We start from the raw sequence: 17,763 nt of genomic DNA, 5'->3' as shown, positions 1-17,763 counted from the left end.
TCCGCCCGCGGCAGGTTCTTTGTCGACACGCCCGGCACGGCGTCGCGCGCGGCCGGATGGAACGGCCGGGCGCCAGGGCCCGGACGATGGAGTGAAGCTCAGCGAACCGCGTTCAGCGAGGCTTCGCGCGGGTCCGGCGCGACCGCGTAGCGGGCTTTGACCGCTTCGACAATGCGGACCATGCGCATGGAGTTGGAGCCCTTGACCATCACGGCATCGCCCGGCTGCAGGGTCGCGAGGACGGCGTCGGCGACACCCTCGGCGGTCGGCGCGGCCGTCCCCCGTACCGGCATCGGCAGTGCCTCGAACAGGTGCGCCATCAGCGGGCCGACGGCGAAGACGCGATCGATGCCGTTCGCGGCGACCGCGTCCGCCAGCTCGCGGTGCAGCGCTTCGCCGGCCGCGCCGAGTTCCTTCATGTCGCCGAGCACGGCGATGCGCCGCCCCTTGGCGCCGGTCTCGATCCCGGCGAGCGTCGCCAGGGCGGCGCGGATCGAGGCGGGGTTGGCGTTGTAGCTCTCGTCGATCAGGAAGGCCTCGCCGTCTCCGATCCGAAGCGCCGTGCGCTCGCCGCGCCCGACCGGCGGCTTGAGGCTCGCCAGCGACAGGGCGGCGCGGGCGAGGTCGGCGCCCAGCGCGTGGATGCAGGCGAGCACGCCGAGCGAGTTCATCGCGACGTGCCGGCCCGGCGTGCCGAGCTGGTAGGTCAGGGGCACGCCCATCACGGTGGCGTCGACCACCGAGACGTCGGGCCGGGTCAGGATACGGTGGGCGCGCACATCCGCCGCCGCGTGCTCGCCGAAGGTGATGACACGGCCCGCCCGCGAGGCGTGGGCGTGGGCGAGCAGCCGCTCGTAGTTCGGGTTGTCGCGGTTGATCACGGCGATGCCGCCGGGCTTCAACCCGGAAAAGATCTCGCCCTTGGCGTCGGCGATGGCGGAGAGCGAGCGGAAATGCTCGATATGCACCGGCTCGACCGTGGTGATCAGCGCCACGTCCGGCCGCACCATGGCGGTCAGCGGCAGGATCTCGGCGCCGTGGTTCATGCCGATCTCGAACACGCCGAAGCGGCTGGCCTCCGGCATCCGCGCCAGCGTCAGCGGCACGCCCCAGTGGTTGTTGTAGGAGGCGACCGAGGCGTGCGTGGCGCCTTGCGCCGAGAGCACGTGGCGCAGGGCTTCCTTGGTGCCGGTCTTGCCGACGGAGCCGGTCACCGCGACGATCGCCGCCCCAGTGCGGGCGCGGGCGGCGAGGCCCAGGCGGCGCATCGCCTCCAGAACCGGATCCTCGCCCTCACCCGGCACGGCGAGCACCGGGCCGACGCCCTCGAATTCCTTCGCACGCGCTTCCGCGACCACCGCCGCGCCAGCGCCCTTGTCCAGGGCAGCGCGCACGAAGTCGTGCCCGTCCCGCGTCTCGCCGCGGATGGCGAAGAACAGGTCGCCGGGTTCCAGGCTGCGGGTGTCGATCGAGGCGCCGGTGACGGCGCGCGGCGCGCCGATCAGGCGCCCGCCGGTGGCCGCCTCCAGGGCGGCAGGGGTCCAGAGGGGGGCGTCGGTCATCCGTTCAACTCCGCGATCGCGGCGCGCAGGGTGTCGTGATCCGAGAACGGGAGCACCCGTGGCCCGACGATCTGGCCGGTTTCATGTCCTTTGCCGGCCACGACCAGCACGTCGCCGGGCGCCAAATCCCGCACGCCCGCGCGGATCGCCTCGGCCCGGTCGCCGATCTCCTCCGCGCCCGGTGCCGCGGCGAGGATGGCGGCGCGAATGGCGGCGGGCTCCTCGTTGCGGGGGTTGTCGTCGGTGACGATGACCCGATCCGCGAGGCGCTCGGCGATTGCGCCCATGATCGGCCGCTTGCCGGCATCGCGGTTGCCGCCGCAGCCGAACACCACGAAGAGGCGCCCGCTGGCGAAGGGGCGTAAAGCCGTCAGCACATGCTCAAGGGCTTCCGGCTTGTGGGCGTAATCTACGAGGCAGAGCCCGCCCTTCGCCTCACCGATCCGCTCCATGCGGCCCGGCACGCCGGTGAGCCCTTCGAGCGCGGCGAAGACGCCGGCGGGATCGGCGGCCCCCGCCGCCGTCGCCAAGGCGAGGCCCGCCGCAACGAGCGCGTTCTCCACCTGGAAGCCGCCGACGAGCGGCAGGCGCACGCGGTACTCCCGACCGTCATGGGCGAGCGTCAGGCTCTGCGCAAAACCCTCCGTCCCGGCCTCGACGAGGCGGATGAAGTTGCCGCCGCGCCCCGTGGTGCGGATGGCATGGCCGGCGGCATCGGCGACGCCGACGACGCGCTCGGCATATGCACCGTCGGCGTTGACGATGGCCGGGCGGCCCTTCGGCAGCAGCGTCGTGAACAGGCGGAGCTTGGCTTCCAGATAGTCCTCGATGGTGGGGTGATAATCGAGGTGGTCGCGGCCGAGATTGGTGAAGGCAGCGGCCGTCAGTTCCACCCCGTCGAGACGGCGCTGCTCGATGCCGTGGGAGGAAGCCTCCATGGCCAGATCGGTGATGCCCTCGTCGGCCAGACGCGCCAGGGTCTCGTGCAGCGTGACGGGGTCGGGCGTCGTCAGCGAGCCGTATTCCGCGCCCCGGTTGGTGACGATGCCGACGGTGCCGAGGCTCGCCGAGTCCCGGCCGAGGCGTGACAGGATCTGCCGCACGAAGTCGGCGACCGAACTCTTGCCGCTGGTGCCGGTGACCGCCACCACCGTCTCCGGTTGGCGCCCGGACAGGCGGCCGGCGGCGAGCGCCAGCGCCCGGCGGGCATCCGCGACTTCGATCCAGGCTGTCGCCTCGGGCAGGTCGTCCGGGCGCGTCCCCTCCCCGGCCACGGCGACCGCGCCGGCCGATCCGGCGGCGGCGGCAAAGCGGCGGCCGTCGGCGGCGGTGCCGGGAACAGCCACGAACACGCCGCCGGGTACGACCTTACGGCTGTCGGCGGTGAGGCCAGCGACGGGGCGGCCGGCGATGGCCGCATCCACCTCCGGGAACAGGGCGCCAAGAGTTTGGTCGCCAAGAGTCCGGTCGTCAGGCGTCGGCTGGCTCATCGGCAAAACAATCCTCGGAAGCGTCCGTGCGGGTCAGGCCGTCTGTGTATGGGCCAAAGGCCAATACTCGAAGTCGCATGAGCGGCTTCGCGGCGCGAAGAGCGTCGCGCGGAGCGGGCATCTCGGGACTTCGGTCCTGAGATGCATCGAGCGGAGCGAAAGCCTGAGCCCGCGGAGGCGGGCGCCGGCGCTTGAGGCTGGCATAAAACCCAGAGTGATCGCTATAGGCGATCGCCCTGGGGTACAGGCCATCGTCACTGCCCGTCCACCATGGTCGCATGGTAGGCGCCGAGCTTCACCATCAGCGGGAACGGCTTCACCGGCGGATCGAAGCGCGGGGCCAGCCCGAGGATCGGCGCGGCCCGCTCGATGATCTTGCCCGTGACCGTGCCCGAATTGTAGGCGGCCGTGGCGTAGCCGCCGGTCTCGGGCAGGCCCTGCGGCTCGTCCATGATCGTCAGGAACAGGTATTTCGGCTTGTCCATCGGGGCGGCGGCCATGAAGGTCGTGAACAGGCGGTTCTTGGCGTAGCGCCCGTTGATGACCTTCTCGGCCGTACCGGTCTTGCCGCCGACGTAGTAGAGCGGGATCGACGCCTTCTTGGCCGAGCCCTCGACGGCATTGAGGCGCATGATGAAGCGCATCGCCTCGCTGGCCTCCGGCTTCATCACGTGGCTGGCCTTGCCCCGCGCGGTCGGCTCGTCGGTCTTCAGGAAGGTCGGCGTCATCAGGTCGCCGCCGTTGATGATCGCCGCCACCGCCGCCGCCGCCTGGATCGGCGCCACCGCGATGCCGTGGCCGAAGGCGATGGTGATGGTGTTGATCTCGGCCCAGCGCGGCGGAAGGATCGGCGCGGCCGATTCCGGCAGCTCGGTGCGCATCCGGTCGAGCAGGCCCATCTTCTTGAGGAAGGCGCGGTGGCCGGGCACGCCGACGCCGAGCGCCATCTTGGCCGAGCCGATGTTGGAGGAGTGGGTGAACACCTCCGGCATGGTCAGCACGCGCCCGGTGGCGTGGTAGTCGTGGATCTTCTGCCGGCCCCAGTGCAGCACGCCGCCGCGGGTGTCGAAGGTGGAGTTGACGTTGTACTTGCCGGAATCGAGCGCCATGGCGAGAGTCATCGCCTTGAAGGTCGAGCCCATCTCGTAGACGCCGACATTCATCCGGTTGATGCGGTCGTCCGACAACGCGTCCTTCGGCTCGTTCGGGTCGAAATCCGGGTAGGAGGCGAGCGCGACGACCTCGCCGGTGGTCACGTCGAGGATCATCGAGGCGCCGGCCTTGGCCTTGAACTTCTCCACGCCTTTCACGAGCTCGTCGCGCAGGGCGAACTGGGCGCGCAGGTCGAGGGAGAGCTGGATCGGCGAGAGGTCGGTCTGCTTGGCCACGAGGCCGAACTCGTTGAGCGCCTTGTTGCCGCGGTTGTCGATGTACTTCTCGATGCCGGCGATGCCGATGTTGTCGAGGTTTGTCGCGCCGATGATGTGCGCGGCCGCGACCCCGTTCGGGTAGACGCGCTTGTGATCGGGCAGGAAGCCGACGCCGGGGATGCCGAGGCGGTGGACTTCGAGCTGCTGCTTCGGCGTGATCTCGCGCTTGATCCAGACGAAGCCCTTCTTCGAGGACAGCTTGGCGCGCAGCTCCGCCGCGTTCAGCTCGGGCAGCACGGCGGTCAGGAGCTCGACCGCCTCGTCGGTGTCGAAGGTGCGCACCATCCGCTTCGGCTCGGCGAAGACCGAGACGGTGCGGATGTCGGTGGCGAGGATCTCGCCGTTGCGGTCGATGATGTCCGGGCGGATCGCCGTGGTGGCGGCGGCCGCCACCCGGTGCTCGTCGCTGTTGCTCGCCGGCGTCGCCGCGATCACGATCAGCCGCACGCTGATGGTAAGGAAGACCGCCGTGAAGGCGAGGCCGACCAGCGCCACGCGGGCATGCGAGCGTTCGATCGCGAGGCGGAACATCATCCGGGCGAGCCGCGTCAGCGCCGAGGCCGGCGGCTCGCTCCTCACCACACGGTCCGGGCCCGGCTCCGGCACGGCCGCATCGGCCGCGACCGGCTGCTCGTGCTGCAGACCCTGAGACGGATCTTCCTGGGACGGATCGTGGGACACGGGGACGCTACCTCGAAACCGCGGGCGGGCGGGTGGAGACGGTGCGGGTGGTGACGGAGCCGGTGGTGCGCGGCTCGTCGCGGGCGCTCCCCGGCTTGTCCGTCGGGGTCACGGTCGGGGTCGCCGTGGAGGCGAGCAGGCGGCCGATCTCGTCACCGCGGTCGGGCCGGTTCGGCAGGTCGGAGAGGCGGGCGAGATGCCCGTTGCCGATCGGTTCGAGGGTGAGATGCCGCTCGACCGCCGCCTGGAGCCGGTCCGGGCGTGTCAGGAGTTGCCACTCGGCGCGCAGCACCGCGATGGCCTGCCGCTCCTTGTGCAGGCCGGTCTTCAGTTTGGAGACCTGACCCGCCTGATAGAGCGTGTCGTATTTGATCGAGTAGGCGTAGACCGCCGAGCCGATCAGCCCGACGATCGCCAGCACGTTGAGAAGCCGGATCACCGCCGTGGCCCCCGTCCCTGTGGAGCCGGCAGGCTCGCCAGCGTTTCGATGGCGCTCAGCACCGGCGGCGCGGGCGCGTCGGTCCGCTCGCCGGCGCGCAGCTTGGCCGAGCGCGACCGCGGGTTCACGTCCGTCTCGGCTTCCGAGGGCAGGATGGGGCCCTTGGTCACCAGCTTGAAACTCTTGGGCGCCAGCCGCTCCACGCCCGGGACGTGCCGGGAGGCCTGCGCCGCCCGGCCGCTGCGGGCGGAGAAGAACTGCTTGACGATGCGGTCTTCCAGCGAATGGAACGTCACCACCGCGAGCCGGCCGCCGGGCTTGAGCACCCGCTCGGCGGCATGCAGGCCGCGCACCAACTCGCCGAGTTCGTCGTTCACCGCGATCCGCAGGCCCTGGAAGCTGCGGGTCGCCGGATGGATCGGGCTGCCGGGCTCGGGCCGCACCACGCCGGCGATGAGGTCGGCAAGCTGCGCCGTTGTCTCGATCGGGGCGCGGCGCCGCGCCTCGACGATGGCGCGGGCGACCGCGCGCGAGCGGCGCTCCTCGCCGAAATGGTAGAGGATGTCGGCGAGCGTGGTCTCCTCCTCGCCGTTCACGAGGTCGGCTGCCGAGGGGCCCTCCCCGCCCATGCGCATGTCGAGCGGCCCGTCCTGCCGGAACGAGAAGCCGCGCTGCGCCTCGTCGATCTGCATCGAGGACACGCCGATATCGAGCACGACCCAATCGGCCTGCGCCTCGTCCTGATCGGCGATGAGCGTGTCGAGATCGCCGAAGCGGCCCTGGACCAGCCGCAGTCGGCCCCCGGAGGCATTCACGAGATCCGCTCCGCCCCGGATCGCGCTGGGATCGCGGTCGATGGCGATCACGCGCACCTCCGGCCCGGCCTCGAGCAGCGCGCGGGTGTAGCCGCCCGCACCGAAGGTGCCGTCCACGGCCAGGCCCGGCCGGTCGAGGGAGAGCGCGGCGAGAACTTCGGCGAGCAGGACGGGAACGTGGCGCGCCTGCTCGCCCTTCGGCATCTCGGGCCTTGCCGTGCGCGGCGCCCGGCTCATCGGCATCGTCCCACGTCGCTCTCGCGGAATCCGAAGACAGCTCGGGCGCCACCCGGCGGGGGATGCATCATGGGAGCCTGCAGAGTGGACGGACCGCAGGGCGGCCCGATCAGATGGGGCGACGCCGAACCGCGAGCGGCTCCGGCCATGCGCGCGCAGTCCCGCGAGGCAACCTGAGCGAGTGTTGGCCGATCCAGAACAGGGCGTCAACGGGATGGCGCGGGGTAACATGGGCCCTCGAAACGCGTCAACGAGCTTGACCATGCAGGCAGCTCTGATCTGACCGCATCAAGGTTAACCGAGCGTCAATGCCGGGGTCGTTTTCTTGAGGTTTACCAGGCGGGAGGGCGGCAACTCTCGCGATCGACGCATGGTGCGCCAGCGCGGAATTCCCGATGTTCGGGAAGCACTTCGCCGCATCGAATTGAGAAGGCTCTCTTCTGAGCTGCCGGGCGAGCCTCCGGGTGGATCAGCCGGCCTGTAAGCCGGGTTCTGTAGGGCCCGTGAGATGAACTCACGGACGTGGCAGCCATTCCTCTGGGACGTCCGTTACCGGCCGCCTCGAGCAACCAACCCGGGCGACGAGCCTGGAGAGAGGGCCTGCCCTCCCCTCGCGGGAAAGGCGTGTCGCCCCTATTCGGTTTTGCTCCCGGTGGGGTTTGCCGTGCCGTCCGCGTTGCCGCGTCCGCGGTGCGCTCTTACCGCACCCTTTCACCCTGACCTTGCGAAGGACGAGCCCAAGCAAGGCGGTCTGCTCTCTGTGGCACTGTCCCTAGGGTCGCCCCCGCCGGAGGTTATCCGGCACCGTCTCTCCATGGAGCCCGGACTTTCCTCCCCGTCTGACGACGGAGCGGCCGCCCGGCCGGCTGATCCGGGGCACGGATTGCGCCGCGGGGGGCGCGGGGTCAAGGCTCGCGCAAAACTTTACGCCTCCGCCAGCATCGCCAACCAATCGTCCTCCGAGATCACCTTCACCCCGTGGCGCTCGGCGTCCTTGAGTTTCGAGCCGGCTCCGGGGCCGGCGACCACGAGGTCGGTCTTGGCCGAGACCGAACCCGAGACCTTGGCGCCGAGGCGCTCGGCGGTGGCCTTGGCCTCGCTGCGGGTCATCTTTTCGAGGGTGCCGGTGAACACCACGGTCTTGCCGGCAAACGCCGCTGCCGAGGCCGTCGCGGCGAGCGGCTCGGTTCCCACCTCTTCGAGCAGCGCCCGCACCGCCGCGTCGTTGTGCGGCTCGGAGAAGAACTGGATCAATGAATCCGTCGCCACAGGACCGATCTCGCCGTCATCGGCGAACAATCGGTAGGCGTCACCGGGCCGCTGCGAGGCGGCCCGCTCCAGCGCCGCGTCCGTAGCCTCCTCGCTGCCGTAATGGGCGAGCACCGCCTCGCGCTGGCTGGGCGTGAGCCGCCCGCGCAGGCGCGCACCGAGGGGCAAATCCTGCATCGCCTCGCCGGGCAACGGATCGAGTGTTTCGAACAGCCGGTCGCGGGTGCCGGGGCCGATCCGCGGGAGTGCCGAGAGTTCGAGCCAGTCCTGGCCGGCCTGCTCCCGCGTCGCCATCTCGATCGCCGGCATCAGGGCGGGCATGTCGGGGAAGCGCTTGGCCAGCGCCTTCGCCGTCGATTCGCCGATCTGCGGGATGCCGAGCGCGAACAGGAAGCGGTTGAGCGGGATTGTTCGGCGTGCGTCGAGCGAGGCGAGCAGATTTTTGATCGCCTTGTCCTCCTCCTCGCCCTTCTTCTTGGTCGGCTTCTTCGGCGCCGGCTCGCCCTCGGCGCGGCGTTGCGCAGACAGCGCCTCGCGCCGGGCGACGATCGCGGCCTTCAGGGGCTCGAATGGCAGGCGGAACAGATCGGCGGGCTGCTTCACGAGGCCGGCTTCGAACAGCACCTCGATATAGGTCTGCCCGAAGCCTTCGAGGTCGAAGCCATTGCGCGAGACGAAGTGCTTGAGCCGCTCCACCCCCTGCGCCGGGCAGATCAGCCCCCCGGTGCAACGGCGGATCGCGTCGATCTTCTTCGTGCGTGGGTTGAGTTCGCGCACGGCCCGGCTGCCGCAGGCCGGGCAAGTGTCCGGGAAGACGTAGGGCACCGCATCGGCCGGGCGCTTGTCGAGCACCACGTCCCGCACCTTCGGGATGACGTCGCCCGCGCGCACCACGATCACCGTGTCGCCAACGCGGATGTCGCGGCCCTCGCGGATCGGCTCACCATCGGCGCCGACGCCCTGCACGTAGCCCTCGTTGTGCAGCGTCGCGTTCGAGACCACGACGCCGCCGACAGTGACGGGCTTGAGGCGCGCCAGCGGGTTGAGTGAGCCGGTGCGGCCGACATTGATGTCGATGGCCAGAAGTTCGGTGATCGCTTCCTGCGCCGCGAATTTGTGCGCCAGCGCCCAGCGCGGCGCCCGGCTGACGAAGCCGAGCCGGCGCTGGAAGCCGAGGTCGTCTACCTTGTAGACGACGCCGTCGATGTCGTAGCCGAGCCCCGCCCGCTCGGCCTCGATGGCGCGGTAATGCGCGATCATCTCTTCGGCCGAGCGGCACAGCTTGGTCCGCGGGTTCACCGGTAGGCCCCAGCCTCGGAACCGCTCCAGCACCGCCGATTGCGTGTCGGCGAAGGGCTCGGAGACCTCGCCCCAGGCATAGGCGAAGAAGCGCAAAGGGCGCGACGCGGTGATCGCCGGATCGAGCTGGCGCAGCGAGCCGGCGGCGGCGTTGCGCGGATTGGCGAAGAGTGGTTTGCCCGCCGCCTCCTGGCGCGCGTTGATGGCGGCGAAATCCTCGTGCGAGAGATAGACCTCGCCGCGCACCTCCAGCACCTCGGGGATGCCCTCGCCAGAGAGCGTTTCAGGGATGTCGTTCACCGTCAGCGCGTTGGCGGTGACGTTCTCGCCAACCTCGCCGTCGCCCCGTGTCGCCGCGGTGACGAGCCGGCCCGCCTCGTAACGCAGCGACAACGACAGGCCGTCGATCTTCGGTTCGGCGGTGAAGGCCAGAGGCTCCTCGGTCGCGAGGTTCAGGAAGCGGCGCACGCGGGCGACGAATTCCTCGACATCCTCGTCGGCGAAGGCGTTGCCGAGCGACAGCATCGGCACCGCGTGGCGGACCTTGGCGAACTTCTCCGAAGGCTTGGCGCCGACGCCCGCGCTCGCCTCGGTGGTGCCACTCAGCGCGGGAAAATGCGCCTCGATCGCCTCCAGCTCCATGCGCAGGGTGTCATACTCGGCGTCCGTGAGTTCGGGCGCATCCTCATTGTAGTAAAGATCGTTCGCCCGCTCGATCGCCCGCGACAGCTCGACATGGCGCGCCTGGGCGGCATCCTCGCTCAAGGCTTCGACATCGGCGGAGAGGGGCGTGCTCGGCATGAGCCGCGTTTACCGCATCTCGCGCGACCGTGCGTTAACGCGACCCCATTCCCGCCACAACTCGACCGTCAGAACCGTCGAAACGGCGGCGCGGGGACGGACCATGGCAGGACGCATCATCACGGCACTGGCACTTGCCGGCCTCGCGGGACCGGCGCTCGCCGCCCCCTGCACACCGCCGACGCCTCCGCCTGCGGAGGCAAGGCCGGAAAAGCCGAAGCTTCCCGAAAAGCCCGCCTGCCTCGACAAGAAGGACGGCTGCCCCGGCTGGGAGGCTTACAGCTACAACGACGCGATCAAGGCCTACAACGCCCAGGCTCAGGCTTTCCAATCGATCGCAGGGGCTTACGTCCAGCGGCTCAATGCTTACGTCAAGGCGAGTTCGGATTACGCGCAGTGCGAGGTGAAGGCGCTGCAGCAGTGATGACGGTTACTGAGTTCATCGACTCGGCCGAGGGACGGCATCGCCGCCTCGGGTGATCTCTCGCTCGATCCGCCCGGCCTCACCCTCCCCGTGTCGGCCCTGTTCGCGGAGCCTTGAGCCGGCCTTTGCTTGACGCTTGCCGAGCGGGGTGCGACAGGCCCGGCCCATCTGTCACGCGAGACCGGACGGCCCGATGTCACAATCCCTCGACCTCCTCGTCCTCGGCAACGCCATCGTCGATCTCATCGCCCACGCCGACGAGGACTTCCTCGTCAAGCAAGGGGTCGCGAAGGGCGCAATGCAGCTCATCGACGAGCCGCGGGCCGAGACCCTCTTCGAGGTGATGGGCCCGGCGACCGTCGTCTCCGGCGGTTCGGGTGCCAACACCGCCGTCGGCGCCGCTCTGCTCGGTGCCAAGACCGGCTTCGTCGGCAAAGTGCACGAGGACGAACTCGGCCGCCTGTTCAGTCACGACCTGAAGGCGACCGGCGTGCGCTTCGACGTGCCCCCCGCGACCGAGGGCCCGGCGACGGCCCGCTGCTTCATCCTGGTGACGCCCGACGGCGAGCGCACCATGAACACCTATCTCGGCGCCTGCCAGGGCCTCTCCCCCGACGACGTGGACGAGGCGACCGTGCGCTCGGCCCGCGTCACCTATCTCGAAGGCTACCTGTGGGATCCGCCGGCTGCCAAGGACGCGTTCCGCAAGGCGGTGAAGGTCGCGCATTCCGCCGGCAACGCCGTGGCGCTGACCCTGTCGGACGCGTTCTGCGTCGGCCGCTACCGCGAGGAATTCCTCGAACTGATCCGCAACGGCAGCATCGACATCCTGTTCGCCAATATCGGTGAGTTGCAGAGCCTCTATCAGACCGATGATCCGGACGCCGCCGTTGCGGCTCTGCGCGAGGAGCGCGGCGGCCAGGGCACGCATCTGCTCGGCCTCGTCACCCGCTCGTCCCAGGGCGCGCTGGTGGTGCGCGGCGGCGAGGTGCGGGCGGTGGATGCCTTCCCGGTGCGCGAGGTGATCGACACCACCGGGGCCGGCGACCTGTTCGCGGCGGGCTTCCTCGCGGGCTACACCCGCGGCATCGACTACGTGGCCTCGGCCCGTCTCGGTGCGCTCGCGGCGGCCGAGGTCATCGAGCATATCGGCGCCCGGCCGCAGCGCGATCTCCTGGCGCTGGCGCGCGAGCACAAGCTCATCTGAGACCGCCACGAAGGCGATCCGGCGCCCGCGAGGGCGCCGGACGGAAATCGACGATTAGCGCGAGCCGATCAGCTCGACGTCGAAGATGAGCGTGGCGTTCGGCGGGATCACGCCGCCGGCGCCGCGGGCGCCGTAGCCGAGATCCGGCGGAATCGTCAGGATGCGGCGGCCGCCGGCCTTCATCGTGGCGACGCCCTCGTCCCAGCCGCGGATCACCTGGCCCGCGCCGATGGTGAACGAGAAGGGCTGGCCGCGATCGCGCGACGAATCGAACTTCTTGCCACGCTTGCCGCCGCCTTCATCGAGCCAGCCGGTATAGTGGACGGTGACCTGCTGGCCGGTCTTCGGCTCGGGGCCGGTGCCGACCACCTCGTCGGTGTAGCTGAGGCCCGAGGGCAGCGTGACGGGCTGGGCGGCGGAAGCGGCACTGGTCATGGCGAGGGCGATGGCTCCGGCTAGGGGAATGATCGAGCGCATGAATCTCGTCTCGGCGCGTCGTCGCTGACGACGGGGCGCGCGGGTTAACACGCGCCCGGCTGCAAGGCTAATAGCGGGCGGTGATCGCCCCACGCTCCATCGCCGGGCAGGCGCCGGCCTGCGGGCCGACCACGAGGTCGCCCTGGCGCGGATTGTTGAGGGCGAGCGGGCCCGGATCCTTCCGGCCGATGAAGCCGCCGCCGAGCTGCTCCTCGAAGAAGCCGTCGCTGAAGCGGATGTAGCAGCGGTCGATGACGGCAACGGTGCTGTAGCTCGCCCGATAGGCGGCCTGTTCCGGCAGGGCGCCGGGACCGCAGGTCAAGGCCACGTCGATGCGGCCTGATTGATAATACTGGATCGTCTGCGAGCGGTTCGGCTGCACCGCGACCCAGGGGCCGCCGTCGCGACTGACGAGGGCGATGTAGCCGGATTTGTTGATGATGCGGCGGGCGCAGGACGCCTCTGTCGGAGCGATGCTCGCTGCCGTCACGGCGAGGGCCGCCGCAAGTCCCAGTGCCGTGCTCAACCCGCGCATCGAACCCTCCGCTCCATAGGGCCGAAAGGGAGACATTCCGACGGCCACGCTTTCGCCGACAACCAGGAGCCGGCCCGCGCGTTCCATCGCGCGCATCGAACACGGCCGTTGCTTCGCCCTTGTGCGGGAAAACCGCATTCAAAATAGGTTGCCTCGCCGGCGATCGGGGCCATAAAATCAATTCAAAATTCGGGTCATCATTGCCTCTCACGCGGCTCTATCGCTGCACGGGAGGGAAGGTCGGCCGTCGTTGGGAGGATTGAGGTGATGGGCTCTCGGCCAGCTTTCGATTCGCGTCGTGCGTGTGCCTCGACCAAGCGGCACGACTGAGGCCCGGTCGATGACGGAAGTTGCGAAATCCGGCCCGCTGGCCGGCGTGAAGGTCGTCGAACTTGCCCACATCATGGCCGGACCGGTCTGCGGGTTGATGCTCGGCGACATGGGTGCCGAAGTCATCAAGGTCGAGAAGATCGATGGCGGTGATGACACCCGCCGCTCGGTGCCGCCGGCGATCGGGGGCGAAAGCGCCGCCTACATGATGATGAACCGCGGCAAGCGCGGGATCGCCCTCGACCTCAAAAGCGTGGAGGGCAAGGCGGTGCTGCGTCGCCTGCTCGCAGATACCGATGTGCTGATCGAGAACTACCGCGCCGGCACGATGGAGCGCCTCGGCCTCGGTTACGACGTCCTCAGCGCGGAGTTTCCGGGACTGATCTACTGCTCGCTCTCGGGCTTCGGCCGCTCAGGGCCCTACGCCGAGCGCGCCGGCTTCGACCTCGTGGCGCAGGGCATGAGCGGGCTGATGAGCATCACCGGCGAGGGGCCCGGCCGGCCGCCGATGAAATGCGGCCCGCCGGTCACCGACATCACTGCCGGCATCCTGGCGGCGATGGGCGTGCTCGCCGCCCATGTCCACAAGCTGAAGACCGGCGAGGGGCAGGTCGTCGATACCTCGCTGTTCGAGGCCGGGATCACCCTCACCTACTGGCAATCGGCCATCGCCATGGCGACCGGCGTGGCGCCGGGGCCGATGGGCTCGGCCCATCCGCTGAACGCGCCCTACGAGGCGTTCGAGACGGCGGATGGCTGGATCACCCTGGGCGCGGCGAACCAGACCAACTGGCTGCGCCTGCTCGCGGTGCTCGGCGCCGAGGATCTCGCTGCCGATCCGCGCTTCTCGGCCAACCGCGACCGGATGGCGAACCGCGCGGCCCTGGCCCAGGCGCTGGCCCCGCATTTCCGCACCGCGCCCTCCGCCGACTGGCTCGCGCGCCTGGAAGCCGGCGGCGTGCCGGCCGGACCGGTGCTCGACGTGCTCGCGATGCAGGCCGACCCGCAGGCCCGCGCCCGCGAGATGGTGGTCGAGGTCGAGCATGCCCGCGCCGGGCGGATGAGCACGCTCGGCCTACCGGTCAAATTCTCGGCGACGCCGGGGCGGGTGCATGGCCCCGCGCCGCTGCTCGGCGAGCACAGCCGCGCCATCTTGGCCCAAGCCGGCTATGACGGGGCGGCGATCGACGATCTGATCGCTCGGGGCGTCGTGCGCGAGACGACGGCCTGAGACGCTTGACGAGGAACCGCCCCATGAACGCTGACGCCGAGACCGCTGCGACCGACGAACTGCTCTTCGCGGTGGACGCGGCGGGCATCGCCCGCATCACCCTCAACCGGCCGAAGGCGCGCAACGCGCTGACCTTCGCGATGTATCGCGGGCTGGTGGAACTGTGCGAGCGGATCGAGGCGGACCGCGCGATCAAGGCGGTGATCATCACCGGCGCCGGGGACAAGGCGTTCGCGGCGGGCACCGACATCGCCCAGTTCCGTAGCTTCAGCAAACCTGAGGATGCGATCGGGTACGAGCGCTTCATGGACCGAGTGCTCGGTGGCCTGGAGCGCTTGCGGGTGCCGACCATCGCGGCGGTCGCCGGAGCCTGCACCGGCGGCGGCGCGGCCATCGCTGCGGCCTGCGATATGCGCATCGCCAGCCGCGACGCCCGCTTCGGCATCCCCATCGCCCGCACGCTCGGCAACTGCCTCTCACAGAACACGCTGAGGCGGCTGGCGAATCTCATCGGCGCGCCGCGCGTGAAGGACATCCTGTTCACCGCTCGGCTCGTCGAGGCGCAGGAGGCTCTGGCGATCGGCCTCGTCAACGAGGTGGTCGAGGATGCCGCGGCCGTCGCGGCCCGCGCGGATGCGCTGGCGACCCTGCTCGCGAGCCACGCGCCCCTCACCCTCCAGGCCACCAAGGAAGGCCTGCGACGGATCGGCGAGGAGGGCGCGGCGGAGGCCGCCGAGGGCGAGCGGCCCGGCGACGACCTGATCGTGATGACCTACATGAGCGAGGATTTCCGGGAGGGCATGGAGGCCTTCCTCGGCAAGCGCTCGCCGCACTTCAAAGGGCGCTGAGCCGGCGTCCGTTCGATCGTGGCGCCTCAGGTCTCCTCTTCGCCGTAGATCGCGGCGATCACCGGTTTCTTGGAGCGGATATGCCGGCGCATGAGCGCGGCGAGTTCCTCGCCGTCGCGGGCGCGGAGCAGCGGGATCATCCGCTTGTGCTCCTCGACCGCCTGGGCCCATTGCGCCTCGGTCTGGTGGGCGCTGTAGCGGGAGCGTTGAATCCGGCCGGTGAGACCCAGATACAGGCTGCGCAACTTGGTGTTGCGGCTCGCAAGCATGATCGCTTCGTGGATCTCGCGGTTCAGACGGAAGTAGATCGCCTCGTCGCGGGCCTGCCACGCCGCCATCATCGCCTGATGCTTCGCCTCGATCTCCGCCAGTTCCTCGTCGCTGATCGTCCGGCAGGCAAGGTCGCAAGCGGTCGCTTCGAGCCCGGCGATGACCTCGATCATCTCCTCCAACTCGTCGGGTGAGATGCTTGCGACCCGCGCGCCGCGGTTGGGCAGCAGCTCCAGAAGTCCTTCGGTCGCCAGGATCTTGATCGCCTCGCGCAGCGGGGTGCGCGAGATTCCGAACCGCTCGGTCAACTCGCTCTCGTTGACGCGCGCACGCGGCTCGAGTTCGCCTTCGTTGATCAGTTCACGCATCCGATCCGCCACCTCGTCATGAAGGTAGCGACGGCTGATCCCGATACTGGGCTCAATTCTATTCATCGAGCTCTCAAAGAATTTTAAATGCGAAACTACGCGTCGCAATTTCTAGACTTGCGGCTACCGTCTGTCGAGATACGTGGCCGTTCCCAGCTTCGTGAACCACACGGAAAGTTCCGGGCCTGCGGACGCCGACCGTCGGTGCGGAACGCGCGACGGCTTGCGGTGAATTGAATTTTTCATGCATTCAGAGGCGCTGTCGAAGCCCGTTGCGGCGGAGGGTAGCGGCATGGCCCATCGGACGGGGCCCGTCGCCAGGAAGGGATGCGCCATGATCGACCTGTTCAGCGACACCCAGACGCGTCCGACACCGGGCATGCGAGAGGCCATGGCGCGGGCAGAGGTCGGCGACGAGCAGTCGAATTCCGATCCGACCACCAATGCCCTATGCGAGCGCGTGGCTGAGATGCTCGGTCAGGAGGCGGCGGTGTTCATGCCGTCGGGCACGATGTGCAACCTCGCCTCCATCCTCGTCCATTGCCGACCCGGCGACGAGATCATCGTCGACGACCAGTCCCACATCTACAACACCGAGGCCGCAGGCTCCGCCGCGATCGGTGGCGTCTCGGTGAAGGCGCTGCCGACACGGGTCGGACTGTTCACCCTGGCCCAGGTCGAGGCGGCGATCCGGGTTCCGCAGCGGACGGCGCCGCGCTCACGGCTGGTCTCGGTCGAGCAGACGACGAGCTTTTCCGGCGGGACGGTCTGGGACATCGGCGAGATGCGCCTGATCCGCGACTACGCGCAGGCGCGCGGGCTGAAGGCGCATATCGACGGGGCGCGCTTGCTCAACGCGGTCGTGGCAACCGGGCTTTCGGCGGCGGAGTATGCGGCCGGCTTCGACAGCGCCTGGATCGATCTCAGCAAGGGCCTTGGTTGCCCGGTCGGGGCGGTCCTGTGCGGAACGCGGGATTTCATCGAGCAGGCGTGGCAGTGGAAGTACCGGCTCGGCGGCGCGATGCGTCAGTCGGGCGTTCTGGCGGCGGCGGGTCTCTACGCCCTCGACCACCACATGACGCAGCTCGCAGAGGACAACGCCAACGCCGGCCGGCTGCACCGGGCCATCGCCGACGTGCCGGGCTTGGGCTTCGATCCGACGGCGGGGCAGTCGAACATCCTGTGCTTCACGGTGGACGCCTTGGGCATCACCGCCTCGACCTTCGCGAGCGCCTGTCTCGAAGACGGGGTGCGGGTGCGGGCGATCGGATCGCATCAGATCCGCGCCACGGCCAATCTCGACGTGGATCGCGCAGGCATCGACCGGGCGGCGGAAGTGATCCGCGCAAAGGCCGCGGCGTTCGCAGCAAAGGCCGAGTAGAAGAAACGAACGATCGCGCTTGAAACCGGGCGGCGCTCACAGAAGAACGCCGCCCGAAACGCATAAAGAACTACTTCTTGTTGTCGAGGTCCTGAGCCATCTTCAGGTGCTCGTCGAGATGCGGCTTCGTCTTGATGGCATAGGCCTTGAGCGCCGCATTATCGCCACCCTCGGCGTAGCGCTTGTAGAGGTCGGTGGCGTTCTTGTGCGCCGTGACCTGATCGTCGTGATACTGCTTGGTGAAGTCGTCGCCGCTCAGGCTCTTGAGCTTGTCGAGCTTGCTCTGATGGCTCGAATCCAGGGCGGTCGGCATGGTGAGCTTCATATCGCCGGTCTTGACCACGGTCGTCAGCTCGTCCGACGTCATCTTGTGGTCGTCGATCATCTTCTTGGCATAGGCCTTGGTCTTCTCGTCGGCCTTTTCTAGCGCGAGCTGGCTGGTCTGCTTCTCGAACATGTCGCTGATCACGGCTTGCGTGACGAAGTCCTGAGCCGTCGGGGCGACGCCGATCAGCGAGTTCACGCCGGTCTTCTCGCCGACCGATTGGGCATAGGCCGGCATCCCCGCCGCGCCCAGCAGGAGCAGGCAGGCGGCGGCAGTGAGTGTCGTTCTCATGAATGTCTCCTAGGGAAGAATCGTACCTGTCGGAGCAACCGGAGCGGGCGTTC

At 69.2% G+C, this 17,763-nt stretch carries 15 protein-coding genes and 1 other RNA gene; 5 read left to right on the top strand and 11 right to left on the bottom strand.

The window, feature by feature from the left end:
- Positions 1-98 precede the first annotated feature (98 nt).
- The 7 genes from MKK50_RS04165 to ligA all read right to left on the bottom strand — a co-directional run bounded on the left by MKK50_RS04165 (position 99) and on the right by ligA (position 10,023).
- Positions 99-1,562 (bottom strand): UDP-N-acetylmuramoylalanyl-D-glutamyl-2,6-diaminopimelate--D-alanyl-D-alanine ligase, encoded by a 1,464-nt coding sequence (locus tag MKK50_RS04165; RefSeq protein WP_499020599.1) that lies wholly within the window; start codon positions 1,560-1,562, stop codon positions 99-101.
- Complete coding sequence (locus tag MKK50_RS04160; protein WP_499020597.1) at positions 1,559-3,052, bottom strand: UDP-N-acetylmuramoyl-L-alanyl-D-glutamate--2,6-diaminopimelate ligase; 1,494 nt, start codon at positions 3,050-3,052, stop codon at positions 1,559-1,561. Before MKK50_RS04160 ends, MKK50_RS04165 begins: the two co-directional genes overlap by 4 nt.
- Positions 3,053-3,306: 254 nt before the next feature.
- A complete protein-coding gene (locus tag MKK50_RS04155; RefSeq protein ID WP_253368734.1) occupies positions 3,307-5,163 on the bottom strand; it encodes a peptidoglycan D,D-transpeptidase FtsI family protein in 1,857 nt (618 codons plus the stop codon).
- A gap of 7 nt (positions 5,164-5,170) precedes the next feature.
- Positions 5,171-5,602 carry a cell division protein FtsL gene (ftsL, locus tag MKK50_RS04150; protein WP_499020595.1) on the bottom strand — a complete coding sequence of 144 codons (432 nt, stop codon included), beginning with the start codon at positions 5,600-5,602 and terminating at the stop codon, positions 5,171-5,173.
- On the bottom strand, positions 5,599-6,654 hold the full coding sequence (rsmH, locus tag MKK50_RS04145; RefSeq protein ID WP_499020593.1) for a 16S rRNA (cytosine(1402)-N(4))-methyltransferase RsmH: 1,056 nt from the start codon (positions 6,652-6,654) through the stop codon (positions 5,599-5,601). The genes ftsL and rsmH overlap by 4 nt, the downstream gene beginning before the upstream one ends.
- 465 nt (positions 6,655-7,119) lie before the next feature.
- An RNA gene (gene rnpB, locus MKK50_RS04140) (RNase P RNA component class A) lies at positions 7,120-7,524 on the bottom strand.
- Positions 7,525-7,578: 54 nt separating this feature from the next.
- Positions 7,579-10,023 carry an NAD-dependent DNA ligase LigA gene (ligA, locus tag MKK50_RS04135; RefSeq protein WP_499020591.1) on the bottom strand — a complete coding sequence of 815 codons (2,445 nt, stop codon included), beginning with the start codon at positions 10,021-10,023 and terminating at the stop codon, positions 7,579-7,581.
- Positions 10,024-10,126: 103 nt separating this feature from the next.
- Here ligA and MKK50_RS04130 point away from each other — a divergent pair, with 103 nt between their 5' ends.
- On the top strand, positions 10,127-10,447 hold the full coding sequence (locus tag MKK50_RS04130; RefSeq protein WP_253368723.1) for a hypothetical protein: 321 nt from the start codon (positions 10,127-10,129) through the stop codon (positions 10,445-10,447).
- Between the two features lie 193 nt (positions 10,448-10,640).
- Positions 10,641-11,654: an adenosine kinase gene (locus tag MKK50_RS04125; protein ID WP_499020589.1), complete on the top strand. Its 1,014-nt coding sequence runs from the start codon at positions 10,641-10,643 to the stop codon at positions 11,652-11,654.
- A 54-nt stretch (positions 11,655-11,708) separates the two neighbouring features.
- On the opposite strand, the gene MKK50_RS04120 is transcribed toward MKK50_RS04125, so the two are convergent.
- Both MKK50_RS04120 and MKK50_RS04115 read right to left on the bottom strand, forming a co-directional pair.
- Positions 11,709-12,131, bottom strand: a complete 423-nt coding sequence (locus tag MKK50_RS04120) for an FKBP-type peptidyl-prolyl cis-trans isomerase (RefSeq protein WP_253368719.1) — start codon at positions 12,129-12,131, stop codon at positions 11,709-11,711.
- Between the two features lie 67 nt (positions 12,132-12,198).
- Entirely contained in the window at positions 12,199-12,666 is a 468-nt protein-coding gene (locus MKK50_RS04115) for a hypothetical protein (RefSeq protein ID WP_499020586.1), read from the bottom strand.
- A 340-nt stretch (positions 12,667-13,006) separates the two neighbouring features.
- On the opposite strand from MKK50_RS04115, the gene MKK50_RS04110 reads away from it, so the two are divergent.
- Positions 13,007-14,227: a CaiB/BaiF CoA transferase family protein gene (locus MKK50_RS04110; protein WP_499020584.1), complete on the top strand. Its 1,221-nt coding sequence runs from the start codon at positions 13,007-13,009 to the stop codon at positions 14,225-14,227.
- 23 nt (positions 14,228-14,250) lie between these two features.
- Positions 14,251-15,075, top strand: coding sequence for an enoyl-CoA hydratase/isomerase family protein (locus MKK50_RS04105; protein WP_499020582.1), 825 nt, complete (start codon positions 14,251-14,253; stop codon positions 15,073-15,075).
- 26 nt (positions 15,076-15,101) lie between these two features.
- Here MKK50_RS04105 and MKK50_RS04100 read toward each other — a convergent pair whose 3' ends face one another.
- A complete protein-coding gene (locus tag MKK50_RS04100; RefSeq protein ID WP_253368711.1) occupies positions 15,102-15,779 on the bottom strand; it encodes a GntR family transcriptional regulator in 678 nt (225 codons plus the stop codon).
- Between the two features lie 268 nt (positions 15,780-16,047).
- On the opposite strand from MKK50_RS04100, the gene MKK50_RS04095 reads away from it, so the two are divergent.
- Positions 16,048-17,094, top strand: coding sequence for a threonine aldolase family protein (locus tag MKK50_RS04095; RefSeq protein WP_499020580.1), 1,047 nt, complete (start codon positions 16,048-16,050; stop codon positions 17,092-17,094).
- A gap of 70 nt (positions 17,095-17,164) precedes the next feature.
- Here MKK50_RS04095 and MKK50_RS04090 read toward each other — a convergent pair whose 3' ends face one another.
- A complete protein-coding gene (locus MKK50_RS04090) occupies positions 17,165-17,710 on the bottom strand; it encodes a DUF4142 domain-containing protein (protein ID WP_499020579.1) in 546 nt (181 codons plus the stop codon).
- Positions 17,711-17,763: the final 53 nt, after the last annotated feature.

Source organism: Methylobacterium sp. J-043 (assembly GCF_022829505.1).
In the GTDB taxonomy this organism is placed as follows: domain Bacteria; phylum Pseudomonadota; class Alphaproteobacteria; order Rhizobiales; family Beijerinckiaceae; genus Methylobacterium; species Methylobacterium extorquens_A.
Note: the sequence above shows the minus strand (reverse complement) of the source record. Positions and strands in the feature narration are given on the sequence as shown.